This window comes from Streptomyces sp. NPDC021224 (assembly GCF_044332905.1).
GTDB lineage: Bacteria > Actinomycetota > Actinomycetes > Streptomycetales > Streptomycetaceae > Actinacidiphila.
In genome coordinates this window covers 121,067-137,234 of sequence record NZ_JBIRPW010000017.1, presented here as the reverse complement: position 1 = coordinate 137,234, position 16,168 = coordinate 121,067, and the positions used below count along the sequence as shown (strand labels likewise).

The 16,168-nt window shown below is 76.0% G+C and carries 15 protein-coding genes; 8 read left to right on the top strand and 7 right to left on the bottom strand.

The genetic code is table 11. The features are described from left to right. The first annotated feature begins 96 nt into the window (after positions 1–96). Positions 97–1,002 carry a spermidine synthase gene (locus ACH4PY_RS31000; RefSeq protein ID WP_398190419.1) on the top strand — a complete coding sequence of 302 codons (906 nt, stop codon included), beginning with the start codon at positions 97–99 and terminating at the stop codon, positions 1,000–1,002. 19 nt (positions 1,003–1,021) lie between these two features. Here the strand turns inward: ACH4PY_RS31000 and ACH4PY_RS30995 are convergent, their stop codons facing one another. Both ACH4PY_RS30995 and ACH4PY_RS30990 read right to left on the bottom strand, forming a co-directional pair. Next, the gene (locus ACH4PY_RS30995) at positions 1,022–2,326 is read right to left on the bottom strand and encodes an MFS transporter (RefSeq protein WP_398190416.1); all 1,305 of its coding nucleotides are present in this window, start codon (positions 2,324–2,326) and stop codon (positions 1,022–1,024) included. Positions 2,327–2,441: 115 nt separating this feature from the next. Continuing rightward, positions 2,442–3,668: a hypothetical protein gene (locus ACH4PY_RS30990; RefSeq protein ID WP_398190413.1), complete on the bottom strand. Its 1,227-nt coding sequence runs from the start codon at positions 3,666–3,668 to the stop codon at positions 2,442–2,444. A 72-nt stretch (positions 3,669–3,740) separates the two neighbouring features. Here ACH4PY_RS30990 and ACH4PY_RS30985 point away from each other — a divergent pair, with 72 nt between their 5' ends. Both ACH4PY_RS30985 and ACH4PY_RS30980 read left to right on the top strand, forming a co-directional pair. Continuing rightward, positions 3,741–4,202 carry a DUF4442 domain-containing protein gene (locus ACH4PY_RS30985; protein WP_398190410.1) on the top strand — a complete coding sequence of 154 codons (462 nt, stop codon included), beginning with the start codon at positions 3,741–3,743 and terminating at the stop codon, positions 4,200–4,202. 217 nt (positions 4,203–4,419) lie between these two features. Further along, positions 4,420–5,085, top strand: coding sequence for a DedA family protein (locus tag ACH4PY_RS30980; protein ID WP_398190407.1), 666 nt, complete (start codon positions 4,420–4,422; stop codon positions 5,083–5,085). A 48-nt stretch (positions 5,086–5,133) separates the two neighbouring features. Here the strand turns inward: ACH4PY_RS30980 and ACH4PY_RS30975 are convergent, their stop codons facing one another. Then, a complete protein-coding gene (locus ACH4PY_RS30975) occupies positions 5,134–5,703 on the bottom strand; it encodes a gamma carbonic anhydrase family protein (RefSeq protein WP_398190403.1) in 570 nt (189 codons plus the stop codon). A 58-nt stretch (positions 5,704–5,761) separates the two neighbouring features. Between ACH4PY_RS30975 and ACH4PY_RS30970 the strand changes: the two genes are divergently transcribed. Continuing rightward, a complete protein-coding gene (locus ACH4PY_RS30970) occupies positions 5,762–6,595 on the top strand; it encodes an acyltransferase (RefSeq protein ID WP_398190400.1) in 834 nt (277 codons plus the stop codon). 34 nt (positions 6,596–6,629) lie between these two features. Further along, entirely contained in the window at positions 6,630–7,160 is a 531-nt protein-coding gene (locus ACH4PY_RS30965) for a YbaK/EbsC family protein (RefSeq protein ID WP_398190396.1), read from the top strand. 12 nt (positions 7,161–7,172) lie between these two features. Here ACH4PY_RS30965 and ACH4PY_RS30960 read toward each other — a convergent pair whose 3' ends face one another. Beyond that, positions 7,173–7,580: a CoA-binding protein gene (locus ACH4PY_RS30960; RefSeq protein WP_398190392.1), complete on the bottom strand. Its 408-nt coding sequence runs from the start codon at positions 7,578–7,580 to the stop codon at positions 7,173–7,175. A 98-nt stretch (positions 7,581–7,678) separates the two neighbouring features. Here ACH4PY_RS30960 and ACH4PY_RS30955 point away from each other — a divergent pair, with 98 nt between their 5' ends. Next, positions 7,679–8,305, top strand: coding sequence for a YigZ family protein (locus ACH4PY_RS30955; RefSeq protein ID WP_398190389.1), 627 nt, complete (start codon positions 7,679–7,681; stop codon positions 8,303–8,305). Between the two features lie 22 nt (positions 8,306–8,327). Here ACH4PY_RS30955 and ACH4PY_RS30950 read toward each other — a convergent pair whose 3' ends face one another. Together ACH4PY_RS30950 and ACH4PY_RS30945 are read right to left on the bottom strand one after the other, a co-directional pair. Next, on the bottom strand, positions 8,328–9,596 hold the full coding sequence (locus ACH4PY_RS30950) for a glucarate dehydratase family protein (RefSeq protein ID WP_398190386.1): 1,269 nt from the start codon (positions 9,594–9,596) through the stop codon (positions 8,328–8,330). Next, positions 9,593–10,516, bottom strand: a complete 924-nt coding sequence (locus ACH4PY_RS30945; protein ID WP_398190382.1) for a 5-dehydro-4-deoxyglucarate dehydratase — start codon at positions 10,514–10,516, stop codon at positions 9,593–9,595. Before ACH4PY_RS30945 ends, ACH4PY_RS30950 begins: the two co-directional genes overlap by 4 nt. 451 nt (positions 10,517–10,967) lie before the next feature. Between ACH4PY_RS30945 and ACH4PY_RS30940 the strand changes: the two genes are divergently transcribed. After that, positions 10,968–12,128 carry an exonuclease SbcCD subunit D gene (locus ACH4PY_RS30940; RefSeq protein ID WP_398190378.1) on the top strand — a complete coding sequence of 387 codons (1,161 nt, stop codon included), beginning with the start codon at positions 10,968–10,970 and terminating at the stop codon, positions 12,126–12,128. Beyond that, the gene (locus ACH4PY_RS30935; RefSeq protein WP_398190375.1) at positions 12,128–15,604 is read left to right on the top strand and encodes an AAA family ATPase; all 3,477 of its coding nucleotides are present in this window, start codon (positions 12,128–12,130) and stop codon (positions 15,602–15,604) included. The genes ACH4PY_RS30940 and ACH4PY_RS30935 overlap by 1 nt, the downstream gene beginning before the upstream one ends. 30 nt (positions 15,605–15,634) lie before the next feature. Here ACH4PY_RS30935 and ACH4PY_RS30930 read toward each other — a convergent pair whose 3' ends face one another. Beyond that, positions 15,635–16,081, bottom strand: coding sequence for an Lrp/AsnC family transcriptional regulator (locus tag ACH4PY_RS30930; RefSeq protein ID WP_398190372.1), 447 nt, complete (start codon positions 16,079–16,081; stop codon positions 15,635–15,637). Between the last annotated feature and the right edge of the window lie 87 nt (positions 16,082–16,168).

Sequence of the window (16,168 nt, the reverse complement as noted above, 5' to 3'; positions counted from 1 at the left end):
GGATCGCCGGGGCCCGCCGGACGGGCTCCGTGTCCCGCCGCCGGAGGCACCGGCTCCGCCGTGAGCCGCCCGTGGGCGCCGCGCGACAATGGGGCGGTGGACCACGACGAGGAACCCGGCGGACCGGGCGCCGACCCCGCGCCCGTGACGCGTGAGACCGACTTCGGCACCGCACGCCTGCTTCCCGACATCGACCGCGACCGTGCGTGGCTGCTCACCGTGGACGGTGCGCCGCAGTCGTACGTCGATCTCGACGACCCCGGTCACCTCGAGTTCGAGTACGTGCGCCGGATCGCGTACGCCGTCGACGCGGTCTTCCCCGGTGAGGAGCCGCTGGACGCGGTGCACCTCGGGGGCGGGGCGATGACGCTGCCGCGCTGGCTTGCGCACACCCGGCCCGGGGCGCGGCAGCAGGTCGTGGAGGCGGACGGGCGGCTCGCCGCGCTGGTCGCGGAGGTGCTGCCGACGCGCGATCCCGCGCCGGTCGTGCACACCGCGGACGCCCGCGCCTGGACCGCCACGGCCCGGGCCGGGACGGCGGATCTCGTGGTGGCCGACGTCTTCGGCGGCTCCACCGTGCCGGCCGAGCTGACGTCGGTGGAGTTCGTACGGGACGCGCTGCGCGTCCTGCGGCCCGGCGGCCTCTACCTCGCCAACCTCGCCGACGCCGCGCCCTTTGCCTTCCTGCGCTCCCAACTGGCCACCGTACGGGCCGCGCTCGCGGCCTGCGCGGCAGACGAAGAGGCGGGCGGCGGCGACGTGTGCGTGCTGGCGGAGCCCACCGTGCTGCGCGGCCGGCGCTACGGCAACGCCGTCCTCGCCGCGAGCCGCCGCCCGCTGCCCGTGGACGCGCTGAGGCGGCGGTGCGCCGCCGACGCCTTCCCCGCGCGTGTCGTCCACGGCGCCGACCTGGTCCGGCTGACGGGCAGGGCCGCTCCGGTGACCGACGCCACCGCGAGCCCCTCCCCGCCGCCCCCGGAGGGCGCCTTCAGCGTCGGGTGACCGCGCGCGGCGCGCCGCCCTACGCGGCCGCCTCCTCCTCCGCCTCCCGGGCGGGAACCCGGAGCGGCGACGGGTGCCGCGGCGCCATCCGCAGGGTGCGGACGTCGCGGAGCAGCAGCACCGGCGCCGTCAGCAGGACGATCAGCGCGGACGACCCCCACAGTGCGGGCCGCAGGCCGAACGCCGAGGCGGCGGGGCCCGCCGCGGCCACCGCGACCGGGGTCATGGCGACCGAGCCCAGCCAGTCGTAGGCCGCGACCCGTGACATCAGGTCCTCCGGGATCTCCTGGTGCATCGCCAGCATCCAGCCGACCGCGAAGACCTCGATCGCGATGCCGCCCGCGAACATCACCAGCGCGAGCGTCCACGCGGGGAGCAGCAGGGCGAGCGCGGCGCCGGGCAGCGCGAGCGGGAAGACGCACAGGGTGCCGACGAGCAGCACCCGGCGCGGTTTCCAGCGCATCATCAGCACCGCCCCGCACGCCGTGCCGAGCCCGCCGGCGGCCAGTGCCAGGCCCCAGGGGCCCGCGCCGCCGAGGTGGTCGCGGGAGACCAGCGGGCCGTAGACCGACTCGACCGCGGTGAACATGCCGTTGACGACGGAGAACTGCACCACGATGCCCCACAGCCAGGGCCGGCTGATGACCTCGCGCCAGCCCTCGCGCAGTTCGCCGAGCACCCCGCCGGTGCGCGGCAGCCGGGCGGCGCCGCCGGTGTCGATACGGGCGCGCAGCACCGCGGCGACCACGAAGCCGGCCGCGTCGGCCGCGAGCACCCACCCGGCGCCGACCGCCGCGACCAGCGCGCCGCCGAGCGCGGCGCCGCCGACGGTGGCCGCGTTGGTGGACAGCCGGTAGACGGAGATGGCCGGGCCCGCGTGCCGGGACTCGACGGTGGCCAGCACCAGGCCCTGGGCCGCGGGCGCGAAGAACGCGTGGGCCCCGCCGCCGACCGCGGTGAGCGCGGCCATCTGCCACAGCGCGGGGTGGCCGGTCAGCACCAGCGCGGCGAAGAGCGCCTGCGAGACCGCGTTGACGACGTTGGCGACGGCCATGACGTGCTGCCGCGGCAGCCGGTCGGCGAGCGCGCCGCCGACGAGCAGCAGCACGACCATCGCCAGCGTGCGGGCCGCGGCGACGACGCCGACGTCCGTGGCGCTGCCGCCCGCCTCGATGACCGCGAAGGCCGCGGCGATCGTCGCGCCCGCGTTGCCCGCGCCGGTGATGAAGGAGGCGCCTACCAGGAGCCGGAAGTCGCGTCCTGCCCAGGGCGGGAGGCCGCGGCGGGCGGTCCGGTGGCCGGCCCGGTGGTCGTCTGCGGTCATCAGGGGACTATCGCCGCACCCCGGGCGTCCTGCCAAACGGTTTACCGGCGGCCGGGCCCCGCGCCCGGGTCCCCCGGCTCTTCCGCCCGCCGAGGGACCCGGGCGACGGAGGCGGCTACTGCTTGATCGGCCGGATCGTGGACTTGATCTGGTCGATCACCGACTGCGCGAGCTGGCCGGAGACCCCGGTCCTGGCCCACAGCACCCACACGATCGGGGTCGGGGTCTTCTGCGCCGGGTCCAGCCAGGCGACGGCGTAGGCGACGCCGTTCGACGAGCACTTGTTGGCCTTGGGCACGTTCGTCATCGTGGCCTGCGCCTGCCAGCCGGTGATGCCGTGCGCGTTGTGGAAGGCCTTGCTGTCGAGGGCGGGGGAGACGGTGCCCTTGTCGTTCTCCTGGAAGGCGTACTTCGCCCAGGCCCTGGCCTCGTTCTCGGCGGCGGCCTGGAGGCTGGCGGCGCCCGCGCCGCCCTTGGTGCCCGCGGTGGCGTTGCTGGCGGAGACCTTGCCGTCCTTGCAGGTGTCCTCCATGTAGTACGCGGGGGCACCCACGATGACCTGCGGCTTGCCCGCGTCGTCCTCGTAGCCGACGCTCATGGACTCGCTGCCGACCGTCCAGCCGGGCGGCACGTCGAAGGCCGAGTTGCGCTCGGCGCGCTTGACGACCTTCCAGCCGGGGACGACGGGCTGGACGTCGGTGGAGCCGGCGGGACCGCGCGGGTCGTCCTCGTCGCCGCCCCCGGCCTCCATGGTCCCGGTCGCGGTGGGCGTGGGGGTGCCGGTGGGGGTGGCGGAGCTCGCGGAGACGCTGGGCGAGGTGGTGTCGTGCGCGTCGGTCTTCTTGCCGTCGTCCTTGCCGACGAGGACGACGGTCACCACGACGGCCGCGATCACCGCGAGGGCGGCGCCGATGGCTATCGCGATCGTGGTCTTGTTGCGGCCGGGCTGCTGCCCGCCCCCGGGCCCGCCGGGGAAGGGCTGCGGCGTCGGGTAGCCGATCGGACCGGGCCCGCCCGGCACGGAGTACCCGGGCTGCTGGACCGGTTGCTGGTAGCCGGGCTGGCCGTACGGCGACGGGGTGCCGTACGGCTGGGTCTGCGGGTACGGCTGCGGGGCCGGCGGCTGCTGCCCCGGGGGGACGGGCGGCGGGACGGGCGGCTGCGCCGGAGGCTGCTGGCCGGACTGCGGGTAGCCCGGCTGCTGCGGGGGCTGCGGATAGCCCGGCTGCGCGTACGGGTTCGGCGGCTGACCGTACGGCCCCTGGGGTTGCTGCGGGGGATTGCCCGCTGGGTACTGCTCTCCGCCGGATTGTCCCCCGGCCTGCTGGTCTCCTGGCCACATGGCTGGAAACACTAGGGGAGCGGGCGCCGTGGTTCCACGCCGGATGGGCCTACTCGCTGGTAACATCCTGGCATGTCCGAGACCTTGCCCACGCCGGCTTCCATAGGCGAATTCCTCACGGCCACCGTGCCGATGGTCCGCACGCTCCGGCTGGAGTACCTGGAGACCACCGCCGAGCGTGCGGTGCTGGCGCTGCCCGACGACCCGGAGTACCACAACCACGTCGCCGGGCCGCACGCCGGCGCGATGTTCACCCTCGCCGAGTCGGCGAGCGGGGCCGTCGTGATCGGCGCGTTCGCCGACCAGCTGGGCCGGGCCGTACCGCTGCCGGTGCGCGCCGAGATCGGCTGGACCAAGCTCGCCCGCGGCCCGCTGACCGCCACCGCGGTGCTCGGCCGGCCCGCCGCCGAGGTCCTCGCGGAGCTGGACGCCGGCACCCGGCCGGAGTTCCCCGTCGAGGTGTCGGTGCGCCGCGAGGACGGCGCCGAGACCTCGCACATGACGATCGTCTGGACACTGCGCCCCAACAGCTGAGCCGGCGGCTGAGCCCGGCAGCCGAGCCCCGACGGTCCGGCCCCGGGAGCCGAGCCCGCCGCCGCGCCCCGCCCCCCGCCGACGCGGACCGTGCCGACCCGAGCTGACCGGCCGGAACGCGCGGCGGTCCGGGACGGTTCGCCCGTCCGGTCGGTTAGGCTTCCTGGGAGTGCGCCGGGAGCGCACGTTCGACCGTCGTCGTGGGGAGGGACCTCCTGTGCATGTGCAGGACTGGCTCGACGGCATCCCGCCGGTCGCCGTCTACCTGATGGTGGGTCTGGTGGTCGGCCTGGAGAGCCTGGGCATCCCGCTGCCGGGCGAGATCGTGCTGATGACCGCGGCGCTGATGTCCTCGCAGGGCAACGCCAACCCGTGGCTGGTCGGCACCTTCGCCATCGTCGGGGCCGTCGGCGGCGACTCGATCGGCTACGCGATCGGCCGCAAGGGCGGCAAACCGCTGCTCGAACGGCTCGGCAGACGCTTCCCCTCGCACTTCTCGCCAGGGCATGTGGCCACCGCCGAGCGGTCCTTCCAGCGCTGGGGCATGTGGGCGGTCTTCTTCGGCCGCTTCGTCGCCCTGCTGCGGATCTTCGCCGGGCCGCTCGCGGGCGTGCTCAAGATGCCCTACGGCCGCTTCCTGACCGCCAACGCGCTGGGCGGCATCGTGTGGGCCGGCGGCATCACCGCCGTCATCTACTACGTGGGCCAGGTCGCCGAGCCGTGGCTCAAGCGCTTCGGCTACGTCGGGCTGGGCATCGCGGTGCTCTTCGGCATCGGCTCGCTCGTCCTGGTCAAGCGGCGTGCGGCGAAGGTGCAGGCGGAGATGGAAGCCGCCGCGCCCGCCGAGGAGGCGGCCGAGGTCGCGGCGGCGCCCGCCGAGTAGGCAGCGCCCGCCGGTCCGCGTACGGCCCGGCGCGCCCGCCTCCTCCGCTCAGCCCCGCCCGTCCCCGACGGCGTCGCGGTGCACCTCGGCGAGCGCCACATAGTGCTCGGCGTTGAGCCGGACCACCGCCCGCTCCTCCTCGGTCAGCTCGCGCCGCACCCGCGCGGGCACCCCGGCGACCAGCGAGCCGGGCGGGACCTGCGTCCCCTGCGGCACCAGCGCCTGCGCGGCCACCAGTGAACCGGCACCGATGCGCGCACCGTTCAGCACCGTCGCGCCCATCCCGATCAGCACCCCGTCCTCCACCGTGCAGCCGTGCAGCACCGCGTTGTGCCCGACGGGGACGTTCTCGCCCACCACCACCGGGAAGCCCAGGTCGGCGTGGACCGAGCAGTTGTCCTGGACGTTGGACCCGGCCCCGATCGCGATCGACTCGCAGTCCCCGCGCAGCACCGCGTGGTACCAGACGCTCGCCCCGGCGCCCAGCGTCACCCGCCCGAGCACCACGGAGGTCGGGGCCGTGTACGCCGCCGGGTCGATCTCCGGCCGTACGCCGGCGATCCCCGCGACCAGGGCCCCGGTGCGGTGCTCCCGTGCCCCCGCCTGCTGCTCCGCCATCGGACCGCTCCCTCATGCCGTTCCGCCGATCTTCCCCGGCACCGTATACGGTGGCTGCGTGCCCAGGAACAAGAACGTGTTCTTTTCCGAGAACGCGAACACCGCGCCCGTGCCCCCCGCCCCGCCCGGCGGCCGCGGGCTCGCGGCGCGGCGGCGGCGCGCGGTGTCGCGGCTCGTGCACCGCGCCTGGCGCTGGGCGCACGAGACCGCCGCCGTCACCGCGGAGCGCCCCGGGCCGCTGCGCTTCGGCCGCATCGGGCCCGGCACCCGGCTCGCCCACCCGCAGGGCACCGTCTTCGGGGAGCGCTGGATCCACCTCGGCGACTACTGCATCATCGGCGAGCAGGTCACCCTCACCGTCGGCCTGCTGCCCCCCGAGGCCGCGCCCGCGGGCCACCCCCCGCCCGACTACGGCCCCGGCCCGGTGCTGCGGCTCGGGCACGGCGTGGTGCTGGGCCGGGACAGCCATGTGGTGGCGCTCGCCCCCATCACGATCGGCGACAACGTCTTCTGCGGCCCCAACGTCTATCTGACCAGCATCAACCACTCCTACGACGACGTGACCCGGCCGGTCGGCGAGCAGTGGCCGCGCACCGCCCCCGTCGAGATCGGCGCCGGAAGCTGGCTCGGCGCCAACTGCGTGATCCTGCCGGGCGCGCGGCTCGGCCGGAACGTCGTCGTCGCGGCGGGCTCCGTCGTCCGCGGCGAGGTCCCGGACTACGCGGTCGTCGCGGGCGCACCTGCCCGGGTCGTCCGGCGCTGGGACTCCGCGGCCGGGGCGTGGCAGCCCCCGCTGCGCACCCCGGCGCCCGGGGTGCCGCTCGTGGCGGCGCCGGACGAGCCGGGCGGGCAACTGCGGCCGGAGGCGGACGAGTTCCAGCAGCCGGCCTGAGCGGGCGGGCCACGCGTTTTGCTAGATTCGCCGCATGCGCGCCCCCATCGGAGACTTCGACGACGCCCAGCCCGCCACCGAGCGCCGCGAGCTGCTGCCGCCGCCCGTCGCGGCGGCCGTCACCGCCGAGATGCTGCACGTGGACAGCGACCCGGAGAAGGCCGACACCGCGGTCTTCGCCGCCACCTACGGCGAGGGCCTGCTGGAGGCGTCGGCGAACTGCGTGGTCGTCGCGGGCAAGCGCGGCCAGGACGTCACCCTCGCCGCATGCGTGGTCCTGTCCGCCACCCGGGTGGACGTCAACGGCGCGGTACGGCGGCACCTGGGCGCCCGCAAGGCGTCCTTCGCCGCGATGGACACCGCCACCGGCGAGACCGGCATGGAGTACGGCGGCATCACCCCGGTCGGGCTGCCCGCGCACTGGCCGCTGCTGATCGACCCGGCGGTGCTGGACACCCCCTGGGTGCTCATCGGCAGCGGGGCGCGCCGGGGCAAGCTCATCGTGCCCGGCAAGCTGCTCGGCGGCCTGCCGAACGCCGTGGTCCTGGACGGGCTCGGCGTCTGAACCGGGCGGCCGTCAGCCCAGCTGCGGGATCTCGATGGCGGGGCAGCGGTCCATGACCATCTCCACCCCGGCCGCGCGCGTGCGGTCGTAGGCCGCCTCGTCCACCACGCCGAGCTGGAACCACACGGCCTTCGCCCCGATGCCGACCGCGTCGTCGGCGACCTGCCCGGCGAGCGCGGAGTTGACGAAGACGTCCACCACGTCCACCGGGAAGGGGATTTCGGCGAGCGAGGCGTACCCCTGCTCGCCCGCCACGGCCTCGGCCTTCGGGTGGACCGGCACGACCCGCTTGCCGTGGCGGCGCAGCACCTCGGCGACGCCGTACGCGGCGCGGGCGGTGTTGTTCGACAGGCCGACCACCGCCCAGGTGTCGCCGCTGTCCTCCAGGATCCGCCGCACCGTCGCGCTGTCGCCGTACATACCGTCCTCCGTCGCCCGTCGTGGCAAGCCCGTACGCCCTGGTCAACCGGGGCAGAGGTACCTCCATTCCCCGCCGGGCCACCCCCTAGTCTGGACCGATGGCGGACTCCTACCTGACGGTGGCGCGCGCGGGCGTGCACGAAAGTGAGATCAAGCGCTCGCGGTTCCTGTGCACGCTGGCCCCCGCCGCCGACGAGGAGGCCGCGCAGGCGGTGATCCGCGAGGTGCGCAGGGCGCACCCGGCGGCCACGCACAACTGCTTCGCCTACGTCATCGGCCCCGACGGGCGGCTGCACCGGGCGAGCGACGACGGCGAGCCCGGCGGGACGGCCGGCACCCCCATGCTCCAGGTGCTGCTGGGCCGCGCGGTCCGCGACACCGTCGCCGTGGTCACCCGCTACTACGGCGGAATCCAGCTCGGCGCGGGCGGCCTGGTCCGGGCGTACGGCGGCGCGGTGTCGGCGGCGCTGGACGAGATCGGCACCGTCGAGCGGCGCCGCCTGGTGCTGCTGACCGTGGTGGTGGACCACGCGCGGGCCGGGCGGCTGGAGAACGACCTGCGCGCGGCCGGCCACGCGCTGCGGGAGACCGCGTACGGCGCCGCGGTGACCTTCACCGTCGGGGTCCCGGCGGACGACGTGCCCGCGTTCGCGTCCTGGCTGGCCGACGTGACGGCGGGCGCCGCCACCTGCGAGGCGGGCGGCAGCGCCTACGTCGACGTCTAGGCGGGGTCCGGCTGGAGGGCGGTCACCAGCGCGGCGACTTCTTCTCGTACGAGGGGTCGATGCGCCGCATGTAGCCGGTGTCGTCCCGGTTGCGCAGCCCGCAGCGCACGTACTGCTCGTGCAGCCGGGCCAGCGCGTCGCGGTCCAGTTCGACGCCCAGGCCCGGGGTGCGCGGCACCCGCACCGCGCCGCCGGAGAACTCCAGCGCGCCGGGGACGACGATCTCCTCGGTCTTCCACGGCCAGTGGGTGTCGCACGCGTAGGTGAGGTTGGGCGTGGCCGCCGCCAGGTGGGTCATCGCGGCAAGGCTGATGCCCAGGTGCGAATTGGAGTGCATGGACAGGCCCAGGCTGAAGGTGCGGCAGATGCCGGCCAGCAGCAGGGAGCGCTGCATGCCGCCCCAGTAGTGGTGGTCGGACAGCACGACCTGCACGGAGTCGCGGGCCACCGCGGACGACAGCTCGTCGAAGGCCACCACGCACATGTTGGTGGCCAGCGGCATGGGCGCCTGCCGTGCGACCGCGGCCATGGCCTGCTGGCCGGGCGTCGGGTCCTCCAGGTATTCGAGGACGCCGTCCAGCTCCTGGGCGACCCGCACCGAGGTGTCCACCGTCCAGGCGGCGTTCGGGTCGAGCCGCAGCGGCACGCCGGGGAAGGCCTTGTGCAGCGCCCGGATCGCCTCGATCTCCTCCTCGGGCGGCATGACCCCGCCCTTGAGCTTGATCGCGCCGAATCCGTACTCCTCGGTCATCTTCCGGGCCTGGGCCACGATGCCGTCCGGGTCCAGCGCCTCCCCCCACGCGTCGGGCTCCGCGCCCGGGTGGCCGGCCCACTTGTAGAAGAGGTAGGCGCTGAAGGGCACAGAGGAGCGCACCGCGCCGCCCAGCAGGTCGCTGACCGGGAGCCCGGCCGCCTTGCCCTGGATGTCCAGGCAGGCCACCTCGAAGGGCGCGAAGACCCGGTCGGCGGTGCTGCTGCTGGTGATCATGCCGGTCAGGCCGTGGCCGTCGGAACCGGTGTCGCCGGCCAGCGCCTCGGAGATCCGCCGGTGCATACCGCCGAGGGTGTGCACGTCCATGCCGGTGATGACGTCGACGGCGGTGTGCAGCCGCCGCAGATGGCCCTCGTCGGCGTAGGTCTCGCCGAGCCCGGTGATGCCCTGGTCGGTGTGGACCTCGACGATCGCCCGCAGTGCGTACGGCTCGTGCACGCCGACGGCGTTGAGCAGCGCCGGGTCGCGGAAGGCGACCGGGGTGATGTCGACGCCGGTGATCCTGATGCCGCCGCTCACCGCGCCGCCTCCGCCGCCACCAGGGCCCGGCCCGCCTCGACGATCCGGGCGAGTTCGGCGAGATCCTCCGGCGTGGGGTCGGTCAGCGGCGGCCGCACCCCGCCGACGTCCAGGCCGCCGAGCCGCACCGCGGCCTTGACCAGCGAGACCGCGTAGCCGGGGGTGCGCTCGCGCAGCGCGATGAGCGGGTGGAAGAAGCCGGCCAGCAACTCCTGCACGGTCTTGTCGTCGCCCGTGGTCACCGCCCGGTGGAAGGCCAGCGAGATCTCCGGGGCGAAGCAGAAGACCGCGGAGGAGTAGAGGTCCACGCCGATGCCGCGGTAGGCGGGCACGGTGCCCTCCGCGGTCGGCATGCCGTTGAAGAACCGGAAGTCCTTGGCGCCCGCCACGGCGTCCGCGCGCACCGCGGTGACGATCCGGGAGAGCTGGTCGAGGTCGCCCAGGCCGTCCTTGAAGCCCACGACCTTCGGCAGCCGGGCCACCTCCAGGGCGGAGGCGACGTCGAAGCGGGCGCCGCCGCGCTGGTAGACGATGACGGGCAGGTCGGTGGCCGCCGTCACCTGGGTCACGTACGCGACCAGGCCCGCCGCGGGGGCCTGCACCAGATACGGGGGCATGAGCAGCAGTCCGTCCGCGCCCGCCTCGGCCGCGGCCCGCGCGAAGGTGCGGGCCAGCGGCAGCGAGCCGCCCGCCCCGGCGAAGACCGGGACCCGGCCGCCGACCGCCGCGACGGCGGTGCGGACCACGTCGGCGTACTCCCCGGGTTCGAGGGCGTGGAACTCACCCGTGCCGCACGCGACGAACACGCCGCCGGCCCCCGCCTCGACCCCCCGCCGCACGTGTTCCGAAAGAATCGGAAGATCGACCGAATCCTCTGGGGTGAACGGTGTCACCGGGAAGAAGAGCACGCCGTCGAGCATTGATGCCTCTCATTGTCCACACATATGAACGCTCATCATGAATGCGAATCTTTATGGACTGTAGGCGCCCCCTCGCAACCGGTCAATGGCCAGCGGAAATCGCGGCCCGCCCGCACTGCGGGGGCGGGTGCGCCCGTCGGCGGCCATCTTCCGCCCCGGCGGCGGGACATCGGAGCGGGGGGCGTCAGGGGCCCTGCCGAATGGGCGGGTTCGTCCTGAATGCGTCGCGCACTGTCGAACATTCGACGCGGCAGCTTTCGAATCGTCGGACGAAAACTTCCGGTAGGCCGAAGCGGCACCCGGTCCGGACCCGCGCCCACCGGCACGGGCGGGCCCGTATCGCGGGCGCCCCCCGGGCGGCCCCGCCGACGGCCTAGAATCCAGTGATCACCACGGGGACCGGCGGAGGGCGAGGAACGGCGAGGGTGAGCACGCACGGCGAGGCGGCCCGGTGAGGCTGCTGCACACATCGGACTGGCACCTGGGCCGGTCCTTCCACCGGGTGAGCCTGCTGGACGCCCAGCGGGCCTTCCTCGACCACCTCGTCGCCGTCGTCCGCGCGGAGGCCGTGGACGCCGTGCTCGTCGCGGGCGACGTCTACGACCGCGCCGTCCCGCCGCTGTCCGCCGTCGAGCTGTACGACCGCGTGCTGCACGCTCTCGCCGACTGCGGCGTGCCCACCGTGATGATCTCCGGCAACCACGACTCCGCCCGCCGCCTCGGCGTCGGCGCCGGACTGCTCGGCCGCTCCGGCGTCCACCTGCGCACCGACCCCGCCGCCTGCGACCGCCCCGTGCTGCTGCGCGACGCCCACGGCGAGGTCGCCGTCTACGGCATCCCCTACCTCGAACCCGCCCTCGTCCGCGACACCCTGGGCGCCGAGCGCGCCGACCACCCCTGCGTGCTCGCCGCCGCCACCGACCGCATCCGCGCCGACCTCGCCGCCCGCCCGCCCGGCACCCGCAGCGTCGTGCTCGCCCACGCCTTCGTCACCGGCGCCGCGCCCAGCGACAGCGAACGCGACATCACCACCGGCGGCGTCGCCTCCGTACCCGCCGCGCTCTTCGCCGGCTTCGACTACACCGCGCTCGGCCACCTGCACGGCTGCCAGACCGTCGCCGACCGCATCCGCTACAGCGGCTCGCCGCTCGCCTACTCCTTCTCCGAGGAGCACCACCGCAAGAGCATGTGGATCGTCGACCTCGCGGCGGACGGCACGATCGACGCCCGGCGCGCCGACACCCCCGTACCGCGCCGCCTCGCCCGGCTGCGCGGACGGCTCGACGACCTGCTCGCCGACCCCGCGCACGAGGCGCACACCGACTCCTGGGTCGAGGCCGTCCTCACCGACCCCGTACGCCCCTACGAGCCGATGGCCGCGCTCGCCCGGCGCTTCCCGCACATCCTCAGCCTCGGCTTCGAGCCCGACGAGCGGCCCGACGACGGCGCCGCCTCCTACGCCGGCCGCCTCGCCGGGCGCGACGACCGGCAGATCGCCGAGGACTTCGTCCGCCACGTACGCGGCAGCGACCCCGACGCGCACGAGAGCCGGCTGCTGCGCGACGCCCTCGACGCGGCGCGCGCCGCCGCCACCGCCGCGGAGCGCGACTGATGCGACTGCACCGGCTCACCCTCACCGCCTTCGGCCCCTTCGCCGCCGAGCAGTCCGTCGACTTCGACGCGCTGTCCGCCGCCGGGCTCTTCCTGCTGCACGGCCCCACCGGCGGCGGCAAGACCTCCGTCCTCGACGCGGTCTGCTTCGCGCTGTACGGACAGGTGCCCGGCGACCGGCCCGCCACCCGGCTGCGCAGCGACCACGCCGCGCCCGGCACACCCACCGAGGTCGTCCTCGACCTCACCCTCGGCGGCAGGCGGCTGGAGATCACCCGGCGGCCCGAACAGCCCCGCGCCAAGAAACGCGGCACCGGCACGACCACCGAACGGGCCGTCACCCTGCTGCGCGAGCACACCGCGGGGGAGTGGCGGGCGCTGTCCAAGTCGCACCAGGAGGCGGGCGAGGAGATCCGGCAGCTGATCGGGATGAGCTGCGAGCAGTTCTGCCAGGTGGTGCTGCTGCCGCAGGGCGAGTTCGCGACCTTCCTGCGGGCCGGGGCGACCGAACGGGCCGCGCTGCTCGGCCGGCTCTTCGACACCCGGCGCTTCCGCTCCGTCGAGCACCGGCTGCGCGACGACAAGCTCGCGGCCGCCGCACGGCTCGCCGACGGCGACCGGCGCACCGCGGACGTCACCGCCCGCATGCGGCAGGCCGCCGGTCTCGGCGAGCAGTCCGGGGACGGCTTCGGACTGCTCGCCGACGCCGCGCTGCTGCGCTGCACCGCCCGCGAGCAGCACGACATCGCGCGCACCGCCCTCGCCCGCGCCGAGGCCGTCCACACCGCCGCCGAGGCCGCCGCCCGGGAGGCCCGCGAGCGGTACGCGCTCCGCCAGCGCTACGAACAGGCCGTACACCGCGCCGCCGCGCTCGCCGCCGAGGCCCCCGCCCGCGCCGCCGCCCGCGCCGCGCTGACCCGCGCACAGCGCGCCACCACCGTCGAACCCGCCCTCACCCGCCGCGACAAGGCCGCCGCCCTGCACGCGGAGGCCCGCACGGCGGAGCAGGCCGCGGCCACGGCCCTGTCCGCCGCCGGGGAGCCGGCCCTCGCGGTGCCGCCGCAGCAGCCCGGCGGTACCGCCGACGCCCAACGGACGCCGGGGGCAGAGCGGGCGGCGGAGCCCGGCGGGGGCGACCCGACCGCGTCGGGCGATGCCGCCCCGGGCAGTTCCCGGCAGCCGGCCCCGACCCCGGGAGCCGGGGACGCACCCGGTGCCGGGTCCGCTGCGGTGGGCGGCGAGGACGGCGGGGGTGCGGAGGGTGGTGGCCCGGGGGCCGGGGAGGTCGGGGACGGGCTCGGTGGGCTTGACGGCGGGGGTGCGGAGGGTGGTGGCCCGGGGGTCCGGGAGGTCGGGGACGGGCTCGGTGGGCTGGACGGCCGGAGTGCGCACGCCCCCGGCCTCGTGCCCGGGGCCCGGGAGGGGGCGAATGCCGGGCACGCGCGGGGTCTCGTCCCGTCGGCCCGGGAAGCGGCGGGACCGGCGGGCGGGCTGCGCGCCGACGGGCTGGAGCAGCGGGCGGGGGAGTTGCGGGAGGTGCTGGGCGGACTCGGCGCGGCCGCCGAGGCGGAGGCGCGGGTACGGGAGGTCGCCGCCCGGCGGCAGTTGCTGGAGCGGGAGGAGCGCGACGACGAGGAGGCCCTACGGGACGCCGGCGGCTGGCTCGCCGGGTGGCCGCGGGAACGGGCCGCCCTCCAGGCCAGGCTCGACGCGGGCCAGGAGGCCGCGGCCCGCGCCGCCGCCCTCGCCGCCGAGCTGACCGCGGCCCGGCAGCGCCGGGACGCCGCCGCCCGCCGGGACACGCTCGCCGCCGAACTGGACACCGCGGAGCAGTCCGCCCGCGCGGCCCGCGACCACGCCGCCGACGCGCGCGAGGCCTGGCAGGACCTCCGGGAGAGCCGCATCTCCGGCATCGCCGCCGAACTCGCGGAGGGCCTCACCGCGGGCGAGCCCTGCCGCGTCTGCGGCTCCGCCGAGCACCCCGCGCCCGCGCGGCCCGCCGGGCGGCACGTCACCCGCGCCGACGAGGACGCCGCGTACGCCCGCTTCCAGGACCGCGCCGCCGCCTACGACACGGCCCGCGAGAACGCCGCCCGGCTGGGCGCCGCGCTGGAGGCGGCCACCGCGGCCGCCGGGCCCGCCCCGTACGCCGAACTCGCCGCCCGCCACGGGGAGGCGGCCGCCGCGCACGACGCCGCCCTGCGGGCCGCGGCCGACGTCCCCGAGGCGCGGGCGGCCCTCGGCCGCGCCGAGGGGGAGCGCGACCGGCGCACCGCGCAGCAGCAGGAGGCCCAGCGCCGGGCCGCCGCCCGTACCTCCCGGCGCGAGGAACTGGACGAGCAGTACGAGCGGTTGAGCGGCGAGGTGGCCAGGGCGCGGGCGGGGCACCCGAGCGTCACCGCCCGCCGCGAACGGCTGTCGGCCGCCGTCGCGCTCCTGGACCGCGCGGCCCACGCCGCCCGGGACCGCGCCGACAGCGCCGAACGCCTCGCCGAGGCCGATTCCGCGCTCGCCGAGGCCGCCACGCGGGCCGGTTTCCGCGACGCCGCAGAGGCCGCCGCGGCGCTCCTCCCGCCGCCGCGCCTGTGGGAGGCCGAGCGCCGGGCCGGGACCTGGGACCGCGAGGAGGCCGCGGCACGCGCCGCCGTCGAGGCCGCCGCGCAGGCCCTCACCACCGCGGCACGGGCGGCGGCGGACCAGGACGGCCCGCGGAGCACCGTACCGGAGCACGGGGACGCCGACCCTCTCGCCCTGCTGCCGGCTCCCGACCCCGCCGCCGCGGAGGCCGGTCTGGCGGCCGCCGAGGCGCGGCTGCGGCGGGCGGCAGCCGGGGAGTCCGCGGCCGGGACGCGGTGCGCGGAACTCGACCGGCTGGGGCACGAGGCCGCCGCGCTGGTGCGGGAGCTGGCCCCGGCCCGTACCGCGTACGAGCGGCTGGCCCGGCTGTCGGACCTCGTCTCGGCCACCTCCGCCGAGAACCGCTTCCGGATGGAGCTGGAGACGTACGTGCTGGCCGCGCGGCTCGAACAGGTCGCCGCGGCGGCCGGGGTGCGGCTCCAGCGGATGTCCGGCGGGCGCTACACCCTCGTGCACAGCGACGCGCGGGGCGGCGGGCGGGCCAAGTCGGGGCTCGGCCTGGTCGTGGTCGACGCCTGGACCGGCACCGAGCGGGACACCTCCACCCTGTCCGGCGGCGAGACCTTCTACGCCTCGCTCGCCCTCGCGCTCGGCCTGGCCGACGTCGTCACCGACGAGGCGGGCGGCATGCGGCTGGACACCCTCTTCATCGACGAGGGCTTCGGCAGCCTCGACGAGCAGGCCCTCGACGAGGTCCTGGACGTGCTGGACGGGCTGCGCGAACGGGACCGTGCGGTCGGCATCGTGAGCCATGTCGCCGACCTGCGCGACCGCATCCCGGCCCGGCTGCGCGTCAGCAAGGGCCGCGACGGTTCGACGCTGAGCCAGCGCACCGCCTGACGGCCTGTCCGGCGCCGCGCCCGCCCGGTCTCACAGCACGAGCGGGCGGCGCTCCAGCGGCGAGGAGTAGACGACGCTGGTGGTGACGGCGCCGAGCCCGGACAGCCGCCCGGTCGTCTCCTCCAGATGCCGCATGGAGCGGGCGGCGACCTTCATCACGAAGCAGTCGTCCCCCGTGACGTGATGCGCTTCCAGCACCTCCGGGGTACCGGCCAGCAGGTCGTGGAAGGGCTTGTAGTTGCCGTGCGGATAGCGCAGCCGCACCAGCGCCAGGATCGGCAGCCCGATCCGCTCGGGGTCGATCACCGCCGAGTAGCCGGTGATCACCCCCGCCTCCTCCAGCCGTCGCACCCGTTCGGTCACCGCACTCGGCGACATGGCGACGGTACGGGCCAGCTCGGCGAAACTGGCGCGGCCGTCCCGCTGCAGGGCTTCCAGCAGCTTCCAGTCGGTGGCGTCCAGGGAATACGCGGTCATGCCCGACCAATATAGGGGATTCCCCGGCCGATCGACCAGGACGCCGGGGAACCGCCCTTCCTGGCCCCGCGCATCGACCGTAGAGTT

Bases quoted from the DNA above. Each gene is read 5' to 3' on its own strand.
- ACH4PY_RS30985 (WP_398190410.1), top strand. From the start codon at position 3,741: ATGTCCGAGACCTTGCCCACGCCGGCTTCCATAGGCGAATTCCTCACG.
- ACH4PY_RS30990 (WP_398190413.1), bottom strand. From the start codon at position 3,668: ATGTGGCCAGGAGACCAGCAGGCCGGGGGACAATCCGGCGGAGAGCAG.
- ACH4PY_RS30955 (WP_398190389.1), top strand. From the start codon at position 7,679: ATGGCGGACTCCTACCTGACGGTGGCGCGCGCGGGCGTGCACGAAAGT.
- ACH4PY_RS30960 (WP_398190392.1), bottom strand. From the start codon at position 7,580: ATGTACGGCGACAGCGCGACGGTGCGGCGGATCCTGGAGGACAGCGGC.
- ACH4PY_RS30935 (WP_398190375.1), top strand. From the start codon at position 12,128: ATGCGACTGCACCGGCTCACCCTCACCGCCTTCGGCCCCTTCGCCGCC.
- ACH4PY_RS30930 (WP_398190372.1), bottom strand. From the start codon at position 16,081: ATGACCGCGTATTCCCTGGACGCCACCGACTGGAAGCTGCTGGAAGCC.
- ACH4PY_RS30975 (WP_398190403.1), bottom strand. From the start codon at position 5,703: ATGGCGGAGCAGCAGGCGGGGGCACGGGAGCACCGCACCGGGGCCCTG.
- ACH4PY_RS30945 (WP_398190382.1), bottom strand. From the start codon at position 10,516: ATGCTCGACGGCGTGCTCTTCTTCCCGGTGACACCGTTCACCCCAGAG.
- ACH4PY_RS30965 (WP_398190396.1), top strand. From the start codon at position 6,630: ATGCGCGCCCCCATCGGAGACTTCGACGACGCCCAGCCCGCCACCGAG.
- ACH4PY_RS30995 (WP_398190416.1), bottom strand. From the start codon at position 2,326: ATGACCGCAGACGACCACCGGGCCGGCCACCGGACCGCCCGCCGCGGC.